We start from the raw sequence: 22,259 nt of genomic DNA, 5'->3' as shown, positions 1-22,259 counted from the left end.
CCGCCAGATGGAGCGCATGCCCCTTCGAGCCATGCCAGGCGGCCGTCTGGCAAGGCGAAATCAGTTGGTCAGGCCGATTTCTTTCATCTTGGCGTAAACCTGGGCGTCCGGCTGGCCGGTATCGGGCAGCCCGAACAGCACCTGGAACTCGTGGATCGCCGCGGACGTCTGCGCCCCCATCAGTCCGTCGATCTGGATGCCCTCGTTGCCGAACGCCCTGAGGCCGGCCTGGATCTTGATGATGCGCTCTTCCGGCACCGGCGGCGCCACGTCCGGAAGGTTAAGCGCCTCGGGATCGAGTGCCTTCTCGCGCGGCGTCGGGGCCGGCACGCTGCCGGTCGTCGTATCGCTGGCGCCGAGCTGGTCGAGCAGCTCCCGATCGACCGTGCCCGTCACCGTCATGCCGATCGTCGAGCGGTAGGTCTCGATCGCGTTGCGGGTATTGGGACCGTTGATGCCGTCGATAACGCCCTCGTAGAAGTTGAGGTCCTTGAGAATCGTCTGCACCTGCCGGATATCGGGATCGCCAGGAGGAGGCGCGACCGGGTCCGGCCGCTCGATGCGGATCACCGTCTCGACGGGCGGCTGGTGGCGGTCCAGGCGCGAGAACTCTCGCGTCGCGAAGAAAGCGCCGGAATGCGCGTAGGGCTGATACCAGAGGGCATTGGCCGAGACGAAGGAGAGCGCCACCAGGAAGGCCGTCGCGCCGCCGGCGAGCGCCGGGTTGCGCGCCACCATGCCGAGCACGGCCGCCGCGCCGCTGCGCAGCGGGTTCGCCCACGCATCCTGGTATTCAGGCTCTCTTGCGGTACGTCGCATCGGCTTCCTCTCTGACAGTGCTTTGCGGCAGCGTCACGACGCCGGCCCCTTCCTTGCTGCGTAGGGGAGACGCCTTCTCAACCGGCAGGGTGACGGTCACCGTGGTGCCGTTGCCGGGCTCGCTCTCGATCGACATCGTGCCCTGCAGCAGCGATACCAGTCCGCACACCAGCGACAGGCCAAGCCCGGCGCCCTCGAAGCGTTTTGTGTAGTCGTTCTGGATCTGCGTGAAGGGCTTGCCGATCTGCGCGAGTTCCTCCTCGGCCATGCCGATGCCGGTGTCGCTGACCCAGAAGTGCACCCGCGAACCGACCCGGTTGGCGCCAATCACGACGCTGCCGCTGCCCGGCGTGAACTTGATGGCGTTGGAGACCAGGTTGATAAGGATCTGCTTTACCGCCCGGCGATCGGTGTCGATCTCGCCGATCTCGCGCGCCACGTCGAGCGTCAGTTCGACATCGCGTGCGCGCGCCTGGTCCTTCAGCATCGCGTGGCACATGGTCACCGCCTCGGCGAACTCGAAGGGCTCGGAACTCGTCGGATAGGAACCGGCCTCGATGCGCGAGACGTCCAGGATCGCGTTGACAACGGACAGCAGATGATGGCCGGACTCGCTGATCAGCCCGACATATTCCTTCTGGCGCGGATCCTGGAACGCGCCGAACATCTCGTGCTGCAGCATGTCGGAAAAGCCGATGATGGCATTGAGAGGCGTGCGCAGTTCATGGCTGACCGCGGCCAGGAAACGGCTCTTGGCGATCTCCAGGCTCTTGGCCGTCTCGGCGGTCGCCGCCAGTTCTTCGCGCAGGTCGACCATCTCGTCATGCGTCCTGACGACCATCAGGATCGGCTGGTCTGCACCCGGCTGGCGCATCATGTCGATCAGGAAGGGCCGGAAATCGGGTGCCACGCTGCCCTCGCCGGAACCCGGGATGCGCAGTTTCGCCTCGACGCTGCGGCGCTCGTCGCCGCCACGAAGGTCGGCCAGCGCGCACATGTAGGCGACGCGGTCGGCGACGTGGATGCGGTCGAACAGGCCGTTGGCAAGCAGCAGTTCGGGCGCGACACCGAGGATGCGGCGCGCCTGGGGCGATGCGTCCATCACCTCGCCGGAGGTCGACATGCTGAGGACCACCGCATCGATCATCTCTTCCAGCGGCCGTGTCGTTGCCGATTGCGCCGCGGACCGGACCTCGTCCTGCCAGACGGCGAGGCGCGGTGCCAGGAAGGCGGCATAGACCAGTAGCGCCAGCCATGCCGTGCCGCCGGCGTCAGCGGGCACGCCCATCATATGTGCGGCGATCGCCTGCGCCGGAATGACGGCGAGTGCTGCGGTAGCGCCGAACAAGGCCGCCCTGGAGGTACGCTGCAGCCACCAGGCCTCGATCGGCAGGGCGGCGATTGCCAGCAGGGCCGGCGAAGCCGGGCCGCCCGCGCCCGCGACCAGAACCGAAAGCGCGATCGCGCCGAGGATCAGCGAGGCCGGCTCCAGCAGGCGAACCCGGCCGGTCATCGCCACGATGAGAGCCATGAGCCATGCGGCGCCGAACGTTGCAAAGATGGTGCCCAGCATTGCCGTCGGGCCGAGGCTCGTCGGCAGGAGAACAGCGGTCGCGACCGCAACGGGAACGGGACCTGCAATCAGAATGCCGAGGAAACGGCGCTGGCGCAGCCGCTCGGCAGAATCGGTGACGGAAGAATGCACGAGTCGCTCACAGCCTGCTGCGATATCGCCGAGCAACTCTCCGGTTCTGGTTCGAGACAAACGCAACTCAACGCACCTGCAAAATGGGCCCCTTTTTGCGGGCCGCTTTTGATTGAATTCGAAACTCGCACCCACCCTTTAATGAATGAATAAGGCGGGCTGCCTGCACGCCCTGCCAACGCCTGAAAACCGGCCTCGGGGGGCCGTGAAGCACGACCGATGCTTGGTATGGTAAACGGAGCCTTAGCCCGCCGCGTCCCGCAACGGTACACGGGGCGCCTGCCGCGGCAGATCATGATCTGCAAAATCCCAAGCAAGTTCCGCCGCTTGGATGGTTAGCAAAAGCTTGTCGCCGCCGCCGTTCTTTGTTTCGAGCTTTCGATCAATGCGAATCGCTAAAATTTGAAGCAAATTTGCCGAAAATACTGCCTTCCCCTGCAAGCCGGCATTCGGGTCCACGTGTCATTGTCGCGTGGTGAAAGGGGCGCTTGCCCGGACCTCGATGGAACCGGCAGGGCGTGAGGACAGACAAATGGGTTTCTTGATCCGCATGGCGTTTTGGTTTTCGCTGGTGCTTCTGGTGTTGCCGCTCGACCCGGCGACCGGTGACGGCACGGTCGACAGCATCAGCCCGGTGCAGGCCTTCTTCGCCGCCCGTGCCGCCGTCGACGATGTCGCCGGCATCTGCGAACGCAAGCCCGATGTCTGCGAGACCGGCAAGGCGGCGATGCACACCATCGGCGTCAGGGCGCGCGAGGGCATGCGCATCGCCTACGAGATGCTCGACGAGGAAACCGCCCCGGCGGCACCCGCCGTCGACGTGCAGGCAACCGGCAGCGTACCGCCCGCCCAGTAGTCCGTCGCCCGCACCGCGTCGCTGCCTCGGCGCTTTTTTTCCGTGACGCGGTCCGGCAGGGCCACTATATCCGGCGGGATGACGCAGACGATCCAGCAGATCCGCGACGACTTTGCCTTCCTGGACGAGTGGGAAGACCGTTATCGCTACGTCATCGAGCTTGGCGAGGCGCTGCCGCCCTTCCCCGACGAGGCGAGGATTGACCGCTACAAGGTGCCCGGCTGCGTCAGCCAGGTCTGGCTGACCACCGAGGTCGGCGGGGGAACCGATCCCGTCATCGAATTCCACGGCGATTCCGACGCGCATATCGTTCGCGGCCTCGTCGCCATCGTGCTTGCGCTGTTTTCCGGTCAGAAGGCGAGCAGCATCGGCGGGATCGATGCCGAGGCGGTGCTGCGCGAACTCGGCCTCGACGAGCATCTGTCGCCGCAGCGCGCCAATGGCCTGCGCTCGATGGTCAAGCGCATCAAGCAGGACGCGCTGGCGGCTCTCCGCCAGACCGCCTGACGCCGCACGCTCCACAATGATGCGCCTCTAGTCGAGGCTCGGCCGGTAGTCGCTTGCGCCCCAGTGCAGGACACGCTGGCGGCCATTCCGGCCCGCTGGCGGCGCCGGCTGGTAGTGGCGACTGAGCGCGCCGAGCGCGGCCTTCAGCACGATCTTGGCCGAGCGAACCGGCCAGCCGCGCTCGATCTCCACCGTCTCCATCCCTTTCAGAAAACAGCAGACGTCGATCAGGATGCCCGACAGTTCGGGACCGACCGCGACGACCGCCCGCTCGACCCGCAGCCGCGCGGCAAGGGCAGCGTCGGTGAGTTCCGCAACCCCGCCGTCGCGGCGTCCCGAGGCGACGCTGGCGACCCAGTTGGCGCCGAGGCGCGGCATCAGCTGGCCGCGCGTGAAGTCGGCGCGCAGGCGTTCGCCCGCCTCGAACTCGCTTCGGCTGAGAAACGGCGCGCCGTCCTTGCCCTTCCTGCGCAGCAACAGGCCGAGCGGCGATTCCGCGACGTTGACGCAAACCGTCTCCAGGCCGGAGCCGGTCTCCATCGTCGCCGTGTCGAGATCGCGGTGCTGGTCCTGGAAAGCCGAGATCCCTGTCCGATCATCTCTCCGTCCTGCTTCTCTCGCCAGCGTCAGCCTGTCGCCGCCGAGTTGCACGACGCCGGCCTGCAGCATCGCTGCGAGTGCCCCCCGGTCGACCGACACCGTGCCGCGGTCGCCGCCGTCGAGCAGCAGGCCCTTGCCATTGCCCGCCTGCGAGACCGTCGCGGAGCCGTGCGCCAGGAAGCGCAGTATGCGCGCGCGCTGCCTGTCCTTGTCCTTCCCCATCCGTTCACACCATGCGCGGGCCGAAGGCCGCCGAGGCGACGCGCTCGGTGACGGCCACCATGCGGTCGAAATCCTCGTCGTCGCGCAGGTCCTCGACGAGATGGCAGGCATGCACGACCGTCGTGCGGTCGCGCCCGAACCCCCGGCCGATATCGGTCATGTTGAGCTGCAGCGTGACATGGGCGACATACATGGCGATCTGGCGCACCCGCGAAACTCCGAGCGTCGAGCGTCCCGGCTTGCGCAACTCCTTGCCGGAAACATTGAACAACGCCGCTACCACGTCGATCATGCTCTCGCAGATCTCGATCGACCGCTCCTCTCGCGCGCCCAGTCGTGGCGCCCCCCGGTCTCCCCCCGACGGCCGCAGGCCGCCCGGCTGCAATGCTGGCCCTTCGACCTTGTTTGCGGATGTGCTTTGCACCGAACTTTTCCCCTCTCATTCATCAGAATAGGAATAAGTTCAGCATATTATACTTTGCGTACCCAATAAGGAGGTGGTACCGTGCTGAATGAGCTCCTAGCCGATGAGTCGGCTCAAACCATTGGGGAAAGCGTTCGTTCTGCGGGCGATACTTTCCTAGCGCACCGCGAGGGCATCGTCGTCGTGATAGAGGTGTATCTGGACGAGACTGGCACCGACCATGCCTCCCAGATTATAGGCGTGTCTGCGGTATGGGCTACCAAGGAAGATTGGTCCGCGTGGACCATTGATTGGATCAAAGCCAAAGCACCGATCCGCATACATCATTCAGTTGATTGCCACGGTCGGCATGGCGAGTGGGAGGGTTGGTCAAAACCAGATCGTGACAAGTACGTTCTGCGCATTCTTCCGGTGATAAGAAATCATTACATTCGCGGGATTGTCGCGGCAGTGGATAAGCGGGAAATCAACCGCATTTTGTCAGAGGATCACGGCATTAAACTCGACCCACAGGAGTTGGTGCGCGGCTACTATTACGTGTGCTTGCAATGGGCCATTAGATCGTCCTGGTCTGAGTTGGACAAGGCGGGCCATCGCAATATCGCGTTTGTCCATGAAACCAATGATTTTGGTGCCCGTGCCTTTGAAGCATTTCGGCAATCAGAACGGCATTTTCCAGACAGTGATGCGCAGTTTGGGACGGGATCAAAACTCAAGTTCCCACCCCTGCAATGCGCCGACCTGCTGGCGTATGAGGGCAACCATCAAATGCGCGATTTTCAAAAACCACTGCGAAAGCCCCTTGAAGCAATTGACCCGACTGGGAGGCGATTCAGCTTCCGCAAGTACGACAAAAGTGAGGTTGGGCAACTCGCTGAGTTCACCGCAAACTTCGTAAAGCGGCTTTCCGCTGAAATGGGCTAAGCGCCGTTCTTGTCTCGCTTAAAGAACAGGTGGTTTGTCACGATAACCAAGAATCCAAAAACGGCTGCCGTGGTGGTTGTGACAACGGCGATGAAATCGCCGGATTCCAAATGAAACTTCGGGATTAGCATTATGTCGATCCCCTCGCAGAAGAACCAACTACACTCGGGTAGACTGATGCGAAGGCGCCACCCATCCCCAAGGCCTTGCGCCATTATGATGTAGACAAGAAAGGCTGACCAGAAGATCGCTAAGCTCCGCGCAATGCGGTCTATGCGCCCCTTTGCTCTATGTTCATCAAATGGCTTTTCGCCGCTGTAAGCCTGCTCATCAGAGAAGTCCCGACGTTCCTCTTGAAACGTCGGAGTCTTATCAAGCTTGAGCAAGGGGTTCGGTTCGCCAGCCACGTTCCCTCGCTAGGTCGCCAAAGTACCTCCAGTCGTCTTCGGGAGGAATCTCGGTATTCTGCGGAACCACGAATCCGTTTTTCTCTGCTATATTCCGCCAAGGAGTGCCGGGCTTATGGGTCTCGTCCGATAGCCGGGGTCCGCTTTTCTGCCCGTATTCGTTCCAGACCCAATTTAGATAGTTCTCCAATTCCGGGGTTGCCTCGACCCTCTCTGCATCCCCACCAAATGGAGTTGACGGGGCTGGGTGTATGATCGGTCGGCTTCCATAATGATTGAAGGCTCGATAAACAGACCGGAAAACTGGCCCGTAACGCCAAACTTGCGGCTTCTCATTCACCAACGGGCGCCCCGTTAGTGCCAAATACCAACCATTGGCGAAATAAAGAAGTTTCTGGAGCTTCAGCGGCTCGATTTGACCGCTAGATCCGTAACGAGCGATCAATTCGTTCGCAATTTGGATTGGCGGGTACATCATAAACTCCCGTTCGAATCGGTTCGAACGTCCCCTTAGAGTCAAAGGGAACGTACACTTTCAGGCTGGATTGGTACAGGAATAAAATGTGAACGAACTGCGGCGGATTCAAGTCCTCTACCGACCTGTTCCCTTCGACGTTGGTTTGAAAACAATATCAACCGCCACCTCAAAGGCGCGTCCGCTTTCGTCCGTATCAAGCTCCCGAGCGGTTTTCATGAACCGCTCGGATTGCTCCTTCTGGCTAAGGGCCTTTGCCTTTTTCCCGCTTGGCTTTGGCTTTGTATTTGGAGGGTCGCCAGACGCCATATGGTGCCTCACCTTTCAAGAGTTGTTTCGTAGGTCAGTCGCTTGCCAACCACACCGTCTAGGATAGTGCCAGCCCGGGCGACATCGTTCACGCCAAGGGCTACACGACGATTATGGCGGAAGTCGAATTCAGCCAGATAACGGTGCAGATGCTTTTCGGCACAATGCTGATAGGTGCCGCGCATACCGCGCTTGAAGATCGAGAAGTAGCTTTCGATGGTGTTGGAATGAACCACACCCCGAACATACTCCTTGGCCGAATGACGCACCGACTCATGAGCGGTGAAGTGATCGGCCATGCCGGTGTAGAGACGGCTTTCGTCGGTATAGAGGGTGCTTTCGCGGGCAACGTTGTCGGTCACCAGTTCGGCAACATTGATCTTGGTGGCCTGTGCGACATGGAAGGTGCGCACCGAACCGCCGCGCTCTATAAGGCCAAGCACGGCGCGCTTGTTCGACGGACCCGAACGGCCCTTCTTGGTGAAGGGTTCGCCGCTGGTCTTGGTGGTGCGCCTTTCAGCCTTCGAACCGAAATAGGTTTCGTCGGCCTCGACAACCTGACCCTCGCCACCGAGCGGGCCAAGGTTGCCGTCGCGCATTGCCTCACGAATACGGTGAGACATGAACCATGCGGTTTTCAGGGTCACGCCAAGGGTGCGGTGAAGCTGGTTGCTCGAAATGCCCTTCTTGGACGAAGCCATAAGGAAAATCGCCTGTAGCCACAGGTTCATTTTGACGTGGCTGGCCTCAAAGATGGTGCCGATCTTCACGGTGAAGGGCTTTCGGCAATCGTAGCACTTGTAGGCGCCGATGCGGGTGCTCTTGCCCTTCATGGCGCTGATACGGTCCATGCAGCCGCAATGCGGGCATACCGGGCCGTTCGGCCAAATCCTGGCCTCTACAAACCGGTAGGCGGCGGCTTCGTCGTGAAAGTGGCGGTCTGAAAGCACGGACATCGGTCTAACTCCTTATGGAATCAACCTAAACCATCCGTTTGGGTACGTCAAGTATAATATGCGGAATAAGTTCTTATATCCGGGCCAGGGCCAACTGTGAACAAAGAAAGAACGCTCGGCGTTGCGGAAGCAACCCAAACTCCTGTTTTCCTTAAGGTTGTTGGCGGAACAATTCGTGGCCGCGCGTGAACTTGTCCACGCCGGAGCCGCCGACCGCATAGTCCGGCCATGCACACGGACAAGAAACGCATGACGAACGGCCTTGGGCGACAGGTGACCGAATTCCTGGAAGGCAAGCGGGCCGAAGCGACGATGGCGCGTCAGATGGCGGCGCTGCAGATCGCCTGCCACTTCGACATGGCCGCAGCGCTTGCCGCGCCGCCCGACCTGCGCGCCCAGATCGTCCTGCGGCTGGAACGGGCCGTCGAGCGGGAGCGCCAGCGCGGCATGCGCCGGCACTGGAGCTACGACCTCAACCGGCACATCGCCCTGAAGCAGGCCCTCGACACGCTGCGCGGCACCGCCGGGCCCGGGAAACCGTCGAAACGGGGCCGTGAAAATGGCAACGGCGCCAGGAGGCGCCGCTGCAGATCCGGTTAGGCAGTGATGCCTATTTTGCCGCCTTGCGCTTGCGCCCGAGGCCCATCTTCTTGGCCAGTTGCGAACGAGCCGCGGCATAAGTCGGTGCAACCATCGGATAGTTTGCGTCGAGGCCCCACTTCTCGCGATACTGATCGGGCGTCAGGCCGTAATGCGTCATCAGGTGGCGCTTGAGAGACTTGAAGCGCTTTCCGTCCTCGAGGCAGACGATGTACTCGTCATGCACCGAGCGCTTCGGGTTTACCGCAGGCTTCTGCTTGTCGGCCGGCGGTGCCTCGGCTGCGCCGCCCACACGCCCGAGAGCAGCGTGAATCTCGGCGATCAGATTAGGAAGGTCTCCGGCCGGAACCGGATTGTTGCTGACATAGGCTGCCACGACGTCTGCCGTCAGCTCGATCAGCATCTCGCTGTTCTTGGCAGGTGCTTCCGATGTTTCCATTTTTTTTCATGCCCCAACTAAGTTTCAATTTGATCGCCCCATTGTTCTCGAACGGGGCAACGCACGATTTTTTTCACAGGAATTCACCTGCGATTCGTGTCGCTATATATCAATGAAGCCAGGGCAGAAGTAAGTCAATTCGCTATAGCGACTTTTTCTACAGCAAAATTTGTACGCAGGAGTATATATACCGGATCAGTCTTCCCGCTGATTGCATCTATCAAGTGTTTGTACGTCACAAATGCCAAGCGATTACGCGGGGGTATCTTCAGCTAGTTGTCGGGCGTTTTCGTGCCCGCAGCGGGCTTCGCGCGGCGCGCCTTTTCTTCGGCTATCGTCAGGTCGTCGCGCTTCGAGTGTTCCCACAAGTTGTATCCCGCGCCATGAGCGGCCTTGGCCAGCAGGTGCGAGGAAATCGGGACCGTCAGCAAGAAAAACAGGATGCCGGCCAGAGCCCGCAGGGCAATGGCGGCATCGTTCGACTGCAGCGCCAGCGCCAGCAGAACAACGCAGGAGCCGAGAGTTCCGGCCTTCGAGGCGGCGTGCATGCGCGTGTACAGATCCGGCAAGCGCAACAATCCGATCGATGCCGTCAACGTGAACAGCGCGCCTACGAGGATCAGTATACCGGCAATATAGTTCAGAATTAGGTCGATCATTGCTCAACCTCCGCGCGCTTCTGCCCGGCGTCCGGCTCGTCCTCGCGATTGTCGCCGCGGATCATAACGAAACGGGCGAAGGCGACGGTGGCGAGGAAGCCGACGAGCCCCAGCGCGATGGCGATATCGACGTTGAAAGCGGCGCGGGTCGCGATGCCGGTTACCGCGATGAAGCCGATGGCGACGGATACCAGCATGTCGAGCGCCAGGACCCTGTCCGGCAGCGTCGGCCCGCGCAGCACCCTCAGAACGGTGAGCAAGAACGACGCGCTCAACAGCACGAAGGCGACGACGACGCAGCCCTGGACGAAAGCTTCTCCCGTCATCGCCTGAAAGCCCTGATGATCTTGCGCTCGAAGCCCTCTTCGATGTCGCGGATTGCACCTTCCACGTCGGAGCAGTCGATCGCGTGGACGAAAAGCATGCGCCGGTCCTCCGAGACGTCCACGGACAGCGTGCCCGGGGTCAGCGTGATCAGGTTTGCCAGAAGCGTGATCTCAAAATCCCTGTCGACCTTGAGCGGATAGGCGAAGATGCCAGGCGCCATGGTCATTTTCGGCGACAGCACGAGCTTGGCCACACGCCAGCCTGAGAGCACAAGTTCGTGCACGAACAGCACCGCCAGGCCCACCATCCGGCCGAGCCGCACGATGTTGCTCAGCGCGTTGGTCTGTTCGGTGGCAAGATACAGGACGCCAATGCTGAGCAGCAGGCCGAAGGCGAAATTGGTCAGCGTGAACGAGCCGGTCAGCGCCGCCCAGGCGAGCGCCAGCAGGATGTTGTATTGGTACCTGGCCATCATCCGCCTCCTCCCGCCGCCGGAAATACTGCACGCAGATAGGCACTCGGGTCCAGCAGGCCGGCTGCCGCCGCGTCGGCCATCCGTATGAATGGCTCCGGAAACAGGCCAAGCAGCAGGATCGGGATGGTCAGCATGATGAGCGAACCAAAGGCCGGCACCACCGGCGTCCGCTCCGCCTCGTCAACCGGATCGCCGGGGTCGGCCGAATTGCGCCAGAAGGCAAGCGCGAAGACCCGACCCAGCGCGATGGTCGTCAGCAGGCCACTGACCAGGATCGCGCCAACCAGCCAGCCGTTGCCGAGGTCGATGGCTGCCTTTGCCAGGATAACCTTCGGCCACAGGCCCGAACCGGGCGGCAGGCCGGCAGCGGCGAGGAACAGCACCAGCGCGATTGCCGTCAGCAGCGGGCTCGCGCGGTAGAGACCCGCCAGGCTGTTCAGCGAGAAGCTGCCGCCATATTCGTTCATCGTGCCGCACAGCAGGTAAAGCGCCGACATGGCCAGCATCGAGTGCACTGCGTAGAGTATGGCGCCCGAAAGGCCGGTCGCGTCGCCCAGCGCCAGGCCCGCCAGCATGATGCCGACCCCGGAGATGACAAGGAAGCCCATCATGCGCCGGATGTCGCTCTGTGCCAGCGCGCCCATCGCGCCGAGGATCATGGTGGCGACCGCCACCCAGGAGATGACGCCCGACAGTTCGAGGCGCTGCTCGGGAAACAGCATCACCATGGTGCGCAGCAGCGAATAGACGCCGATCTTGGTCAGCAGGCCACCGAACAGGGCGCCGGTGACGATGCGCGGCGTGTGGTAGGAGGCCGGCAGCCAGAAATAGACGGGAAAGGCCGCCGACTTCATGCCGAAGGCAAACAGGAACAGCGCCGAGATCGTCATCACCGGCGCGGTCGCCGGCAGCAGATCCACCTTGCGCGCGATGTCGGCCATGTTGAGCGTGCCGACGACGCCGTACAGATAGGCCGTTGCAATCAGGAACAGCGCGGTACCGAGCAGATTGAGGATGGCGTATTTGGTCGCGCCGTCGATCTGCTCGCGTTCGGATCCCAGGATCATCAGGCCGAAGGAGGCGATCAGGAAGACCTCGAACCAGACATAGAGGTTGAAGATGTCGCCGGTCAGGAAGGCGCCGTTGACGCCCGCCATCATCAGCATCAGGAACGGGTAGAAGCCGTAGCGCCGCCCGGTCGCGCCGATCTCGCGCACCGAATAGACGGTACACAGCATGGCCACGAAACTCGCCACCAGCGCGAAGCCCGCGCCCAGCAGGTCGGCGGTGAAGCTGATGCCGAAGGGCGGCAGCCAGCTGCCCATGGTCATCACCAGCGGCCCCTCTGCGGCGACGCGGGCAAACAGTGCCGCATCCGCGGCCGTCATCGCGGCCAGTCCGAAGACCGAGAACGCCGCCTGCCAGCGCACATGGTGGCGGAACATCAGCAGCAGTGCGCCGCAGGCGATGCCGATGACCACCGGCGCCACGACCAGGAAGTCGCTTGCCGCGACCTGCTCCAGGATCATCACGCCGGTCCGGTCAACGGCGACTGCTGCTTCTCCAGCCATGTGCTTCTAGTATCCCATCGGCGGCAGCGGCTCGCCGCGCGGCTCGGCAACGCGCATGCCGGTCGTGTCGTCGACGCCGATCTCCTGGTAGGCGCGGAAAGCGAGTACCAGGATGAAGGCGAAGAAGGAAAAGGAAATCACGATCGCCGTCAGGATGAGCGCCTGCGGCAGCGGGTTGGCGGCGCCGGCCGGCAGCACGTCGAGGTGCTGCGGCACGATCGGCGCGGTCGAGCGCACGATGCGCCCGCTGGTGAAGATCAAGAGGTTCACTGCGTTGCCGAAGATGGCGATGCCGAGCAGGATGCGGATGATGTGCTTCGACAGGATCAGGTAGATGCCGACGGCGAAGAACAGCCCGACCAGTACCGAGAATGCAGCTTCCATCAGTCGTCCTCCCTTCCCTCGAGCGCGAGCGCTATCGAGGTGATCGAACCGACCACCACGAGGTAGACGCCGATGTCGAACAGCATCGGCGTCGACAGGTCGACGGTCAGTCCGCCGATGGTCGGCGAGGTCCACAGGCCGGTCAGGAACGGCACGCCGGCAATCACCGACACCAGGCCTGCCAGCACGGCAAGGAACAGGCCGAAGCCCGAAATCGCCATCGGATGGAAATGCAACGTCTTGCGCACCTGGCGCACGCCAAAGGCGATGCCGTGAATGGCGAAGGCAGAGGCCGCGATCAGCCCGCCGATGAAGCCGCCGCCCGGCTCGTTATGGCCGCGCAGCAGGACGAAAATCGAGAAGAGCAGCATCAGTGCAGTCAGGTAGGGCGCGGCGGTTCGGAAGATCAGCGTGCGCATCTCAGCCCTCTCCCGCCGCTTCGGGCCGGTCCTTGCGGGGCGTCGTCACGCGGATCAGCGCCAGGATGGCGAGGCCTGCGATCATCACCACGGCGATCTCGCCAAGCGTATCGAGGCCGCGGAAGTCGACGATGATGACGTTGACGATGTTGCGGCCATGCGCGATGGCCAGCGAATGCGCCTCGAAGAACCTCGACAACGTGGCGTCGAAGGGCATTTCGGTGACCTTGAGGAGAAGCAGTCCGAAGGCCAGGCCGCAGGCGCCGGAAATGGTCACGTCTACCGCCTTCTCGCCGGCCGGACGGTGATCGGACGGCGACAGCCGCAGCCTGGTCATGACCAGCGCGAGGATGACGACGGACAGGGTCTCGATCATGAACTGGGTGAAGGACAGGTCCGGCGCGCCGAACAGCATGAAGAGCAGCGCGACGGCAAGCCCCTGGATGCCGAGCGACACGATCGCCGTCAGCCGGTCCTTGGCGTAGACGACGGCGCCAAGACCGATCACGGCGATGGCGAAGATCGTCCATTCGTGCGGCAGGAGCCCCGGCAGCGAGGGCATTTCAGGCAGTTCGCCATAGAGGAACATCGGCACCAGCAGCACCAGCGCGACGGTCGCGAAGGTGACTGTCAGGTAGATGTCGAGACGGCCATTCTGGACGATCTTGGTTATCACGAAGGAGAAGCGGAGCAGGCCGCGGATCGCCTGGTCGAAGCCGCGGTCCGGGCCCCAGCCGATCGCCTTCAGCGCGCCGGCGACGGCATCGCGCAGCCGGTCCTGCAGCAGGTAGGCCGCAACGCCGAGCGCAATGGTGACAAGCGACAGCATCAGTGGCAGGCCGATATGCGGCACGGTCGAGGCATGCACCTCAAGAGCGCTGCCGGCCACAGCACTCGCCATCGGACTCGACACGAGGTGGTGCGCCGCTTCCGAGGCGAGCGCCGAGACCAGCCCGGCCAGCGCCAGCGTGAGCGGCCCGATCCAGAGCAGCGCGGGCCCCTCGTGTACCTTCTTCTGGATGTCGCCGCGGGCGCCGATGAATGGCTTGAGGCCGACCATGAAGGCAATCGCGAACATCAGTGCATTGCCGGTCACGGCGACTGCGGTCAGGAGGAGACCCCAGGTCGAACCGGCGGTCAGCGCGGCGTAGATCTCCTCCTTGGCGAGGAAGCCGAAGAACAGCGGCAGGCCGCCCATGGAAAGCGCCGCCATCGTGCCGGCGGCGAAGGATACCGGCATTTCGCGACCGACGCCGCCGAGCCTGCGAATGTCGCGCACGCCGGTCTCGTGGTCGATCAGGCCGGCGACCATGAACAGCGCGCCCTTGAACATCGAATGGGCGACAAGATAAAGCACCGCAGCCTCGATGGCGCGGTCGGAGCCGAAACCGGTCAGCATCACCAGCAGTCCGAGCGAGGCGACCGTCGTATAGGCCAGCATCTGCTTGAGTTCGGTCTGCCTGATGCCAACCACCGTGCCGACCAGCAGCGTCACGCCGCCGAACACCGGAAGGATCGTCTCCCAGGCAGCGGTCCCGCCAAGCACGGGGTTCAGCCGCATCAGCAGATAGACGCCGGCCTTCACCATGGTCGCCGAATGCAGGTACGCCGAGACTGGCGTCGGCGCCTGCATCGCGTTGGGAAGCCAGAAATGCAGCGGGAATTGCGCCGACTTGGTGAAGGCGCCGCCCAGAACCAGAACCAGCGCCAGCAGGTAGAACGGCGCCTCGCGCAGCGCGTCGCCGGTGCCGAGCAGATCGGACAGTTGCTGCACGCCCGTGATGTTCCAGATGACCAGCAGGCCGGCCAGCAGCGACAGGCCGCCCATGCCGGTGACGATCAGCGCCTGCAGTGCCGCGCGCCGCGCCGCCTCGCGGTCGTGGTCGAAGCCGATCAGCAGGAAGGAGGTGATCGAGGTCAGCTCCCAGAACACGAACAGCATCATGAAGGAGTCCGAGACGACCAGCCCCTGCATTGCGCCCATGAACATCAGGATGAAGGAGAAGAAGCGGCCCTGCTGGGGATGCCCCTTCATGTAGCCGCCGGAATAGAGCACGATCAGCGTGCCGATGCCCGAGATCAACAGCGCGAAGGTCAGCGACAGGCCGTCGAGAAACCAGGAGAAGCGCACGCCGAAGCTCGGTATCCAGTCGAAGCCGCCGGCAATCGTGCCGCCAGCGGACACCGTGCCGAGGAAGCCGGCGAAATGGATGAACATCCACAGCGGCAGCAGCGCCAGCAGCCAGGCGGCGTTATGCTTGAAGACGCGGGTCAGCGCCGGCGCGACGGCAGCGCCGAGAAATGGCAGAAGCAGCGCAAGAAATGTGAGCGATTGCGCTCCCGTCCCCATTCAATCTTCCCGACTGGCCCGGCCGGTCACACCGGCCTTTTCGTTGTTACCGTGGAGATAGACGCTCAGGTAGTGCAGGACAAGGCGATTTGCCCCATTACACCCAACCTATGGCCCTCGCCTCGCCCCGATGATGGGCAATCGGCCGCCGTCACGCCAGCGGGCAGCATGACGCAGGCAGGCTTCGTCGGGTCAATACGGGCTAATATACTTGCCGTAGACCCAGCCGGTGACGAAGTTGCCGTTTTGCGCGGGGTCGTGCCAGATCTGGCACCACCGGTAGCGCACGGCATTTTCCTGTTTCCAGGCCGGCTGCGTCGTGATGTCGAGCAGGTTGACGCCGCCGGTGCACTTGCCGGTCATCTGCAGCACGGTGCCGTTCGGATAGGCCGCCTGTTTCTGAGAGGTGCTCGCCGGATACTTGCGCACGTTGAGCGTATCGCCGAACGGCACGTTGGCGACCTCCCAGGCCGCAAACGTGGTCGCCTGGGCTAGTCCTGCCGACATGGTGATGATGGAAGCAACCCCGAGCGCCGCCGCCTTGCCTGTGATGAACTTCAACATGGTCTCCTCCGAGCCTACCTGTTGGTGAAACTCTCCGGATACTGGACATCAACCCTTGAACCCGCACTGAGCGACGTGTTCATACAGCATTCAAGAACCTTCAGCAGCGAGACGCAATGACCTCCAAGGCCCTGTTTCCCGATATCGCCCCGCCCGCCACCGAAGAGCGTCCGGTCGAAGACACCCGCCACGGCGTCACGCGTACCGACGAGTTCGCCTGGCTGCGCGCCGACAACTGGCAAGAGGTCTTTCGCGACCCGAGCGTCCTCGATCCCGCCATCCGGACACATCTCGAGGCCGAAAACGCCTATCAGGCGGGCATGCTGGCCGATACGGAGGACCTGCGCAAGCAGCTCTTCCAGGAGATGAAGGGCCGCATCAAGGAGGACGATTCCAGCGTTCCGATGCCGGACGGACCCTTCGCCTACGGCTCCTCCTTCAAGAAGGGCGGCGAGCAGCCTCGCTTCTTCCGTACGCCGCGCGACGGCGGCGAGCAGGACATCATCCTCGACGGCGACCGAGAGGCCGAGGGCAAGGCCTATTTCCGCATCGGGGGCAGCGAGCACTCCTACGACCACCGGCGCCTCTTGTGGGCCTTCGACGACAAGGGTTCGGAATTCTACACGCTGCGGGTGCGCGACCTCGAAAGCGGCGAAGACCTCGCCGACGCGGTCGCCGATACCGGCGGGTCGGGCGTCTGGACTGCCGGCAATGACGGCTTCTTCTACGCCCGCGTCGACCAGAACCACCGGCCGTCGAAAATCCTCTTCCATGCACTCGGCGGAGATGCCTCCGATGACCGGCTGGTCTACGAGGAAAAGGACCCCGGCTTCTTCATGAATGTCGAAGGCTCGCGCACCGACGCCTGGATCCATATCTCGATCAATGACCACGAAACGACGGAATCGCGGCTGCTCAGCGCTGCCGATCCGACCGGCGTTCCGAAACTGGTGGCGGCGCGCGAGAGCGGCCTGCAATACGACCTGGAGGATGGCGGCGACGTCTTCTTCATTCTCACCAACGCCGACGGCGCCAAGGATTTCAAGATCATGACCGCGCCGGTGGCGGACCCGTCGCGCGGCAACTGGAGCGAACTCGTCGCCCACGAACCGGGCCGGCTGATCCTGTCCGTCCTGGCGTTCAGGGATTACCTCGTCCGTCTGGAGCGCAAGGACGGGCTGCCGCGCATCGTCGTGCGCGAGCGGGCGAGCGGTGAAGAGCATTTCATCTCTTTCGACGAGGAGGCCTTCTCGCTGGGTCTTTCCGGCTCCTATGAATACGACACCGACGTCATGCGGTTTTCCTACTCGTCGATGACGACGCCGGCGCAGCTTTTCGACTACGACATGCGCACGCGCGAGCGCACGCTGCTGAAGACCCAGGAAGTGCCGTCGGGACACGATCCGGAGAACTACGTGACCCGCCGCCTGATGGCGCCTTCGCATGACGGCGAGATGGTGCCGATCTCACTCATTCACCACCGCGACACCCCGCTCGACGGCACCGCGCCAGCCTTGCTCTACGGCTACGGTTCCTACGGCATCGCCATTCCCGCCGCCTTCAACACCAACATCCTGTCGCTCGTCGATCGCGGCATGGTCTATGCCATCGCCCATGTGCGCGGCGGCAAGGACAAGGGCTACGCCTGGTACGACGATGGCAAGCGGCAGCACAAGAAGAACACGTTCCTCGATTTCATCGCGGTGGCGCGCTACCTCGTGGCGGAGAATTATACTCGCCACGACAGCATGGTCGCCCAGGGCGGATCGGCGGGCGGCCTGTTGATCGGCGCCGTCGCCAACATGGCGCCTGACGCCTTCGGCGGCTTCATCGCCGAGGTGCCCTTCGTCGACGTGCTGACCACCATGCTCGACGACACTCTGCCGCTGACACCGCCGGAATGGCCCGAATGGGGCAACCCGATCGCTTCGGCCGCGGACTACGCCACGATCGCCGAATACTCGCCCTACGACAATGTTGCCGCCCTCGACTATCCGCCGATCCTGGCTGCGGCAGGGCTGACCGATCCGCGCGTCACCTACTGGGAGCCCGCCAAATGGGCGGCCAGGCTGCGCAAGCGCAAGCGGGGCGACAACCCAGTGCTGTTCAGGATCAACATGGATTCGGGCCACGCCGGCGCATCAGGACGCTTTTCGCGGCTGGAAGAGATCGCCTATGTCTACGCTTTCGCGCTCAAGGTGGTCGGGAAGGCGAAGCCCGACGCGCTGCTCTAGCGTCAGCGGTCAGTTCGCCGCGGGCTGCCGCGCCGGATAGCCGTTCGGGTGCGGCGGTATAGCCTTCAGGTAGGCCGCGATGGCGTCGCGGTCTTCCTGCGGCAGCTTTGCCATGTTCTTCTGCACCTCGACCATGGCGCCGCCGACTGAATCGAATTCCGGCGTAAAGCCCGTCTCGAGATAGTCGGCGATCTCGCTTGCGGACCACTTGAGCCCGCCCTCGCCCGGCGTGATATTGGGAACGATGCCCTCGCCTTCCGCTGCCGCAGCACCCGACAGCCAGCGCGCCTTCTCGGCGCCACCCAGCATGTCGCGCGGCGTGTGGCATTCGCCGCAATGGCCCGGCCCTTCGGCAAGGTAGCGACCCGCCAGCACCAGATCCGGCGCCCCGGCCGGGAAATCGACCACCGGCTCGTCGCTCAGATAGAGCAGTTTCCACAGGCCAAGCCCGCGCCGGACGGTGAAGGGAAAGCCCAGCCGATGGTCGGCTGCCGCGCCGGGGGTCGCCGGCAATGTCTTCATGTAGGCATAGAGGTCGGCGACGTCCTGCGGTTTCATGCGGGCGTATGACGTATAGGGAAAAGCCGGATAATAGTGTTCGCCCTCGGGCGACACGCCACGCATCATCGCGTTGGCGAAGTCCTCGACAGTCCACCCACCGATACCGTCGACGGGGTCCTGCGAGATGTTGGGCGGCACGAAGACGCCGAAGGGCGTGTTGAGTTCCGCTCCGCCTGGCAGTTGCAGCCGCGCCTCACCTTCCGACTTCGGCGCCGCGTGGCAGGACGTGCAGCCACCAGCCCAGAAGATGCGCTCTCCGCGTCCCGCGTCCCCTGCGCCAAGCTCGGAAACGATGGCAGCCGGCAGCCTTTCCGGGCGCGTGGCAACCCAGAAGATAGCCGAAGCCGCGGCGCCGGCCAGCAGCGCCGCGGCAGATAGCTTGCCAATCATCCTCATCGGACGGGCGTCAACCCTTCTTGATGCGGAACTTCTCGTGGCAGCCGCCGCAGTTCGAAGCGACCGCACCGAATTGCACCTTCAAGGCGTCGAGGTCGGCAGGCGCCGCAGCCACTGCCGCAGCCGTGTCTGCCTTGAACTTGTCGATCGCTGCCTGAAAGGCTGCGGGATCTTCCCAGATGGCGGGCGCGGAGGTCGTATCGCCGCCCGTCTCGCTGCCGACCGGCCACAGCACGGCCGGGTCCATCTTCTGCGCATCCTCGGCAAGCTTGGTCAGAGCGTCCATCACCAGTGCGGCGTCAAAATCCTTCTCGCCCTTGACGATCGGCGCGATACTTCCCATCGCCTTGCCGTTGGCCTTCATCAGGGCCTGGCGGTCGGCAATCGGGTCGGCGAAGACTGCCGACGTGGCAAATGCCAGGCCGCAGATGGCGAGCAGAAGATTTCTCATGAAAACGTACCTCCGGGTTGTTCGAGACGTCATGCTACAGGAGGCAAACGATGCAACCCGGTCAAAACTGGCCGGAGATGCGTTCACGCTTCCGTGATGGCGGCGCAATGAAAAAAGCCCGCTTGCGCGGGCTTTTCAGGGTCAGGCCTTGGCCTTTTCGTACATCTCCAGGACGTAGTCCCAGTTGATGAGGCTATCGACGAACGCCTCGAGATATTTCGGCCGGGCGTTGCGGTAGTCGATGTAATAGGAATGCTCCCACACGTCGACGCCGAGGATCGGCGAGGCGCCGTGAACCAGCGGGTTCTCGCCGTTCGGCGTCTTGGAAATCTCAAGCTTGCCGTTCTTGACCGACAGCCAGGCCCAGCCGGAGCCGAACTGCGTCGTGCCGGCAGCGATGAAATCCGCCTTGAACTTGTCGTAACCGCCAAGGTCGCTCTCGATCGCGCTCTGCAGCGCGCCGGGCAGCTTGTTGCCGCCGCCGCCCTTCTTCATCCACTTCCAGAAATGGATGTGGTTGTAGTGCTGCGCAGCGTTGTTGAAGAGACCGGCATTCTTGCCGAAGGACTGCTTCACGACTTCTTCGACCGAAATACCGTCCATGCCGGCTTCGGCAGCCAGCTTGTTGCCGTTGTCGACATAGGCCTTGTGGTGCTTGTCGTGGTGGTACTCGAGCGTCTCCTTCGACATGTAAGGCTGCAGTGCCTCGTAGTCATAGGGTAATGAGGGCAGTTCGAAAGCCATTGTCATACTCCTTCTGTGGCAAATACCGGTGCCGTGGGCTCACCGGAAATGGTGCGGCAACTGTCTTGGGGCAACCCTTGGGGACAGGTTCTGTTCCCTATTTAGCGGCTCATCAGGCGGGTGTCGAATGCGCCCACTCCCAGTAGAGTTCGCGCGCCTTCTTGCCGACCGGGCCGGGCTGCAGGTCGCGGTCCTCGATCCGCGTCACCGGCACCACCTTGGAGTGGTTGCCGGTCGAGAAAATCTCGTCCGCCTCGAGGAAATCGCGCACTGAAAGCGCCTTCTCCGTGGTGCGGAAGCCGTAGTCGCCGAGCAGCGAAATGATTCGAGCACGGGTGATGCCCGACAGGAACGTGCCGTTTGGCGCCGGCGTGAAGACATGACCGTCCTTGACGAGGAAGATGTTCGAGGTGCCGGTCTCGGCAACGTTGCCCAGCATGTCGAGCACCAGCGCGTTGTCGAAGCCGCGCATCTTTGCCTCGAGGATGGCCCGCCCGTTGTTGGGATAGAGGCAGCCTGCCTTGGCGTTGGTCGGCATCGTCTCGATGGTCGGGCGCCGGAAAGGCGAAACCGTCACCGAGAAGCCCGAAGGCGAGATCATCGGAGATTCGTAGAGGCACAGGCAGAAGCGGGTCGAGGCGGGATCGGCCGGAACGCCCATGTAGCCGCCATGCTCGGCCCAGTACATCGGCCGGATATAGACGGCGGTTTCGCCGTCGAACTTCTTCAGCCCGTCATGCGTCAACGCGACGATCTCGTCCGGGTTCACGGTTGGCTTCAGACCGAGCGCGATTGCCGAGGCGTTGACGCGCGCGGCATGGAGATCGAGGTCGGGCGAGACGTTTTCAAACCAGCGCGCGCCATCGAAAACGCTGGTGCCGAGCCACATGGAATGGCTGCGCGGGCCGATGATCGCCACATTGCCCTCGTGCCAGTCGCCATCGACATAGGTCCAGGTCTTCGACTGCGCTTCGGTCGCCAGGGTCATCGGGTTGAATCCGTGTTGATCTCGTGAGGAGGCTATGGACGATATTTTCTTGCCTCGCGTCAACCGTGCATAGGGTCTATTTCGTGGTGCCAGCGCCCCATGCTTGACGGCGGACCCGCCATGGCCTGAACTCCGACGCGAACGGAACAACTGATGCGACACGCCGCCTACATCTTCGACGCCTACGGGACCCTGTTCGATGTCCACGCCGCCGTGCGCCGGCATGCCGGCAGGATCGGCGCCGATGGTCCGCTGCTGTCGGAGATCTGGCGTGCCAAGCAGCTCGAATATTCCTGGGTCCGCACTCTGATGGGATCCTATGTCGACTTCTGGCAACTCACCGAGCAGGCTCTCGACTTCGCACTGGCCAAGGTGCCCTCTGCCGACAAGAGCCTGCGCGGGGATCTTCTCGACGCCTACTGGAAGCTCGACTGCTACCCGGAAGTGCCCGCCGTGCTGAAGGCCCTGAAGGCCGACGGCGCCCGCCTCGCAATCCTGTCCAACGGGTCGCCCGAGATGCTGGAATCGGCGGTCAGGTCGGCCGCGCTCGACCAGATCCTCGACGAGGTCTTCTCCGTCGACATTGTCAGACGTTTCAAGACAGACCCGTCGACCTATGACCTGGTGACCTCAGGCTGGAAACTTTACCCGGACGCCGTCTCGTTCCAGTCGTCCAACCGCTGGGACATTGCCGGCGCGACAAAATTCGGCTTCCGGACCGTCTGGATCAATCGCACGGCGCAGCCCGACGAATATGGCGACCTGAACCCGTCTCTCATCCTGCCGTCGCTGGAAGGACTGCTGACAGCCGAGTGACCTTTGCCGTTCGTTGCGAAATTGCAACAGCGGCAGGACTGTCACAGCTTGGCCTTTCTTTGCACACCCTATCACCC

General features: G+C 63.0%; 27 protein-coding genes. 6 read left to right on the top strand and 21 right to left on the bottom strand.

All coding sequences use genetic code 11. The features are described 5' to 3' along the window. Nucleotides 1-60 precede the first annotated feature (60 nt). From ACT2BZ_RS14260 to ACT2BZ_RS14250, 3 genes are all read right to left on the bottom strand, one after another. Nucleotides 61-819, bottom strand: a complete 759-nt coding sequence (locus tag ACT2BZ_RS14260; protein WP_457935797.1) for a peptidoglycan-binding domain-containing protein — start codon at nt 817-819, stop codon at nt 61-63. Beyond that, the gene (locus ACT2BZ_RS14255; RefSeq protein ID WP_457935796.1) at nt 794-2,524 is read right to left on the bottom strand and encodes a PAS domain-containing sensor histidine kinase; all 1,731 of its coding nucleotides are present in this window, start codon (nt 2,522-2,524) and stop codon (nt 794-796) included. The genes ACT2BZ_RS14260 and ACT2BZ_RS14255 overlap by 26 nt, the downstream gene beginning before the upstream one ends. 243 nt (nt 2,525-2,767) lie before the next feature. Next, nucleotides 2,768-2,983, bottom strand: a complete 216-nt coding sequence (locus ACT2BZ_RS14250) for a hypothetical protein (protein ID WP_457935795.1) — start codon at nt 2,981-2,983, stop codon at nt 2,768-2,770. Nucleotides 2,984-3,056: 73 nt separating this feature from the next. Between ACT2BZ_RS14250 and ACT2BZ_RS14245 the strand changes: the two genes are divergently transcribed. Further along, the gene (locus ACT2BZ_RS14245; RefSeq protein WP_457935794.1) at nt 3,057-3,380 is read left to right on the top strand and encodes a DUF5330 domain-containing protein; all 324 of its coding nucleotides are present in this window, start codon (nt 3,057-3,059) and stop codon (nt 3,378-3,380) included. 78 nt (nt 3,381-3,458) lie between these two features. After that, entirely contained in the window at nt 3,459-3,887 is a 429-nt protein-coding gene (locus tag ACT2BZ_RS14240; RefSeq protein ID WP_457935793.1) for a SufE family protein, read from the top strand. Between the two features lie 27 nt (nt 3,888-3,914). Here ACT2BZ_RS14240 and ACT2BZ_RS14235 read toward each other — a convergent pair whose 3' ends face one another. After that, nucleotides 3,915-4,709 (bottom strand): DUF6456 domain-containing protein, encoded by a 795-nt coding sequence (locus tag ACT2BZ_RS14235; protein ID WP_457935792.1) that lies wholly within the window; start codon nt 4,707-4,709, stop codon nt 3,915-3,917. 4 nt (nt 4,710-4,713) lie between these two features. Next, on the bottom strand, nt 4,714-5,133 hold the full coding sequence (locus tag ACT2BZ_RS14230; RefSeq protein WP_457935791.1) for a helix-turn-helix domain-containing protein: 420 nt from the start codon (nt 5,131-5,133) through the stop codon (nt 4,714-4,716). Between the two features lie 81 nt (nt 5,134-5,214). On the opposite strand from ACT2BZ_RS14230, the gene ACT2BZ_RS14225 reads away from it, so the two are divergent. After that, entirely contained in the window at nt 5,215-6,057 is an 843-nt protein-coding gene (locus tag ACT2BZ_RS14225; protein ID WP_457935790.1) for a DUF3800 domain-containing protein, read from the top strand. On the opposite strand, the gene ACT2BZ_RS14220 is transcribed toward ACT2BZ_RS14225, so the two are convergent. From ACT2BZ_RS14220 to ACT2BZ_RS14210, 3 genes are all read right to left on the bottom strand, one after another. Further along, complete coding sequence (locus tag ACT2BZ_RS14220; protein ID WP_457935789.1) at nt 6,054-6,464, bottom strand: hypothetical protein; 411 nt, start codon at nt 6,462-6,464, stop codon at nt 6,054-6,056. The genes ACT2BZ_RS14225 and ACT2BZ_RS14220 overlap by 4 nt on opposite strands. Next, the gene (locus ACT2BZ_RS14215; protein ID WP_457941324.1) at nt 6,430-6,939 is read right to left on the bottom strand and encodes a Panacea domain-containing protein; all 510 of its coding nucleotides are present in this window, start codon (nt 6,937-6,939) and stop codon (nt 6,430-6,432) included. The genes ACT2BZ_RS14220 and ACT2BZ_RS14215 overlap by 35 nt, the downstream gene beginning before the upstream one ends. 317 nt (nt 6,940-7,256) lie before the next feature. Then, nucleotides 7,257-8,204: an IS1595 family transposase gene (locus ACT2BZ_RS14210; RefSeq protein WP_457935788.1), complete on the bottom strand. Its 948-nt coding sequence runs from the start codon at nt 8,202-8,204 to the stop codon at nt 7,257-7,259. A 249-nt stretch (nt 8,205-8,453) separates the two neighbouring features. On the opposite strand from ACT2BZ_RS14210, the gene ACT2BZ_RS14205 reads away from it, so the two are divergent. Beyond that, nucleotides 8,454-8,804 (top strand): cytoplasmic protein, encoded by a 351-nt coding sequence (locus ACT2BZ_RS14205; RefSeq protein WP_457941323.1) that lies wholly within the window; start codon nt 8,454-8,456, stop codon nt 8,802-8,804. A 10-nt stretch (nt 8,805-8,814) separates the two neighbouring features. Here the strand turns inward: ACT2BZ_RS14205 and ACT2BZ_RS14200 are convergent, their stop codons facing one another. From ACT2BZ_RS14200 to ACT2BZ_RS14160, 9 genes are all read right to left on the bottom strand, one after another. Continuing rightward, nucleotides 8,815-9,243 carry a MucR family transcriptional regulator gene (locus ACT2BZ_RS14200; protein ID WP_457935787.1) on the bottom strand — a complete coding sequence of 143 codons (429 nt, stop codon included), beginning with the start codon at nt 9,241-9,243 and terminating at the stop codon, nt 8,815-8,817. Nucleotides 9,244-9,515: 272 nt separating this feature from the next. Beyond that, nucleotides 9,516-9,902: a monovalent cation/H(+) antiporter subunit G gene (gene mnhG / locus ACT2BZ_RS14195; RefSeq protein WP_457935786.1), complete on the bottom strand. Its 387-nt coding sequence runs from the start codon at nt 9,900-9,902 to the stop codon at nt 9,516-9,518. After that, on the bottom strand, nt 9,899-10,228 hold the full coding sequence (locus ACT2BZ_RS14190) for a cation:proton antiporter (protein WP_457935785.1): 330 nt from the start codon (nt 10,226-10,228) through the stop codon (nt 9,899-9,901). The genes mnhG and ACT2BZ_RS14190 overlap by 4 nt, the downstream gene beginning before the upstream one ends. Next, nucleotides 10,225-10,701 (bottom strand): Na+/H+ antiporter subunit E, encoded by a 477-nt coding sequence (locus tag ACT2BZ_RS14185; protein ID WP_457941321.1) that lies wholly within the window; start codon nt 10,699-10,701, stop codon nt 10,225-10,227. Before ACT2BZ_RS14185 ends, ACT2BZ_RS14190 begins: the two co-directional genes overlap by 4 nt. Further along, nucleotides 10,701-12,275: a Na+/H+ antiporter subunit D gene (locus tag ACT2BZ_RS14180; protein ID WP_457935784.1), complete on the bottom strand. Its 1,575-nt coding sequence runs from the start codon at nt 12,273-12,275 to the stop codon at nt 10,701-10,703. Before ACT2BZ_RS14180 ends, ACT2BZ_RS14185 begins: the two co-directional genes overlap by 1 nt. Before the next feature lie 6 nt (nt 12,276-12,281). Further along, the gene (locus ACT2BZ_RS14175) at nt 12,282-12,659 is read right to left on the bottom strand and encodes a Na+/H+ antiporter subunit C (protein ID WP_457935783.1); all 378 of its coding nucleotides are present in this window, start codon (nt 12,657-12,659) and stop codon (nt 12,282-12,284) included. Further along, entirely contained in the window at nt 12,659-13,078 is a 420-nt protein-coding gene (locus ACT2BZ_RS14170; RefSeq protein ID WP_457935782.1) for a Na+/H+ antiporter subunit B, read from the bottom strand. The genes ACT2BZ_RS14175 and ACT2BZ_RS14170 overlap by 1 nt, the downstream gene beginning before the upstream one ends. A 1-nt stretch (nt 13,079) precedes the next feature. Next, nucleotides 13,080-15,428 (bottom strand): putative monovalent cation/H+ antiporter subunit A, encoded by a 2,349-nt coding sequence (locus ACT2BZ_RS14165; RefSeq protein ID WP_457935781.1) that lies wholly within the window; start codon nt 15,426-15,428, stop codon nt 13,080-13,082. Nucleotides 15,429-15,620: 192 nt separating this feature from the next. Further along, nucleotides 15,621-15,992, bottom strand: coding sequence for an SH3 domain-containing protein (locus ACT2BZ_RS14160; protein ID WP_457935780.1), 372 nt, complete (start codon nt 15,990-15,992; stop codon nt 15,621-15,623). A gap of 116 nt (nt 15,993-16,108) precedes the next feature. Between ACT2BZ_RS14160 and ACT2BZ_RS14155 the strand changes: the two genes are divergently transcribed. Next, nucleotides 16,109-18,226 (top strand): S9 family peptidase, encoded by a 2,118-nt coding sequence (locus ACT2BZ_RS14155; RefSeq protein ID WP_457935779.1) that lies wholly within the window; start codon nt 16,109-16,111, stop codon nt 18,224-18,226. Between the two features lie 9 nt (nt 18,227-18,235). On the opposite strand, the gene ACT2BZ_RS14150 is transcribed toward ACT2BZ_RS14155, so the two are convergent. The 4 genes from ACT2BZ_RS14150 to ACT2BZ_RS14135 all read right to left on the bottom strand — a co-directional run bounded on the left by ACT2BZ_RS14150 (nt 18,236) and on the right by ACT2BZ_RS14135 (nt 21,366). Then, nucleotides 18,236-19,183 carry a c-type cytochrome gene (locus ACT2BZ_RS14150; protein WP_457935778.1) on the bottom strand — a complete coding sequence of 316 codons (948 nt, stop codon included), beginning with the start codon at nt 19,181-19,183 and terminating at the stop codon, nt 18,236-18,238. A gap of 10 nt (nt 19,184-19,193) precedes the next feature. Next, nucleotides 19,194-19,634 carry a c-type cytochrome gene (locus ACT2BZ_RS14145; protein ID WP_457935777.1) on the bottom strand — a complete coding sequence of 147 codons (441 nt, stop codon included), beginning with the start codon at nt 19,632-19,634 and terminating at the stop codon, nt 19,194-19,196. Between the two features lie 141 nt (nt 19,635-19,775). Then, the gene (locus ACT2BZ_RS14140) at nt 19,776-20,378 is read right to left on the bottom strand and encodes a superoxide dismutase (protein WP_457935776.1); all 603 of its coding nucleotides are present in this window, start codon (nt 20,376-20,378) and stop codon (nt 19,776-19,778) included. 112 nt (nt 20,379-20,490) lie between these two features. Further along, nucleotides 20,491-21,366, bottom strand: coding sequence for a branched-chain amino acid aminotransferase (locus ACT2BZ_RS14135; protein WP_457935775.1), 876 nt, complete (start codon nt 21,364-21,366; stop codon nt 20,491-20,493). 153 nt (nt 21,367-21,519) lie between these two features. On the opposite strand from ACT2BZ_RS14135, the gene ACT2BZ_RS14130 reads away from it, so the two are divergent. After that, nucleotides 21,520-22,182: a haloacid dehalogenase type II gene (locus tag ACT2BZ_RS14130; protein WP_457935774.1), complete on the top strand. Its 663-nt coding sequence runs from the start codon at nt 21,520-21,522 to the stop codon at nt 22,180-22,182. The last annotated feature ends 77 nt before the right edge of the window (nt 22,183-22,259 follow it).

Source organism: Mesorhizobium sp. 10J20-29 (assembly GCF_054130485.1).
Note: the sequence above shows the minus strand (reverse complement) of the source record. Positions and strands in the feature narration are given on the sequence as shown.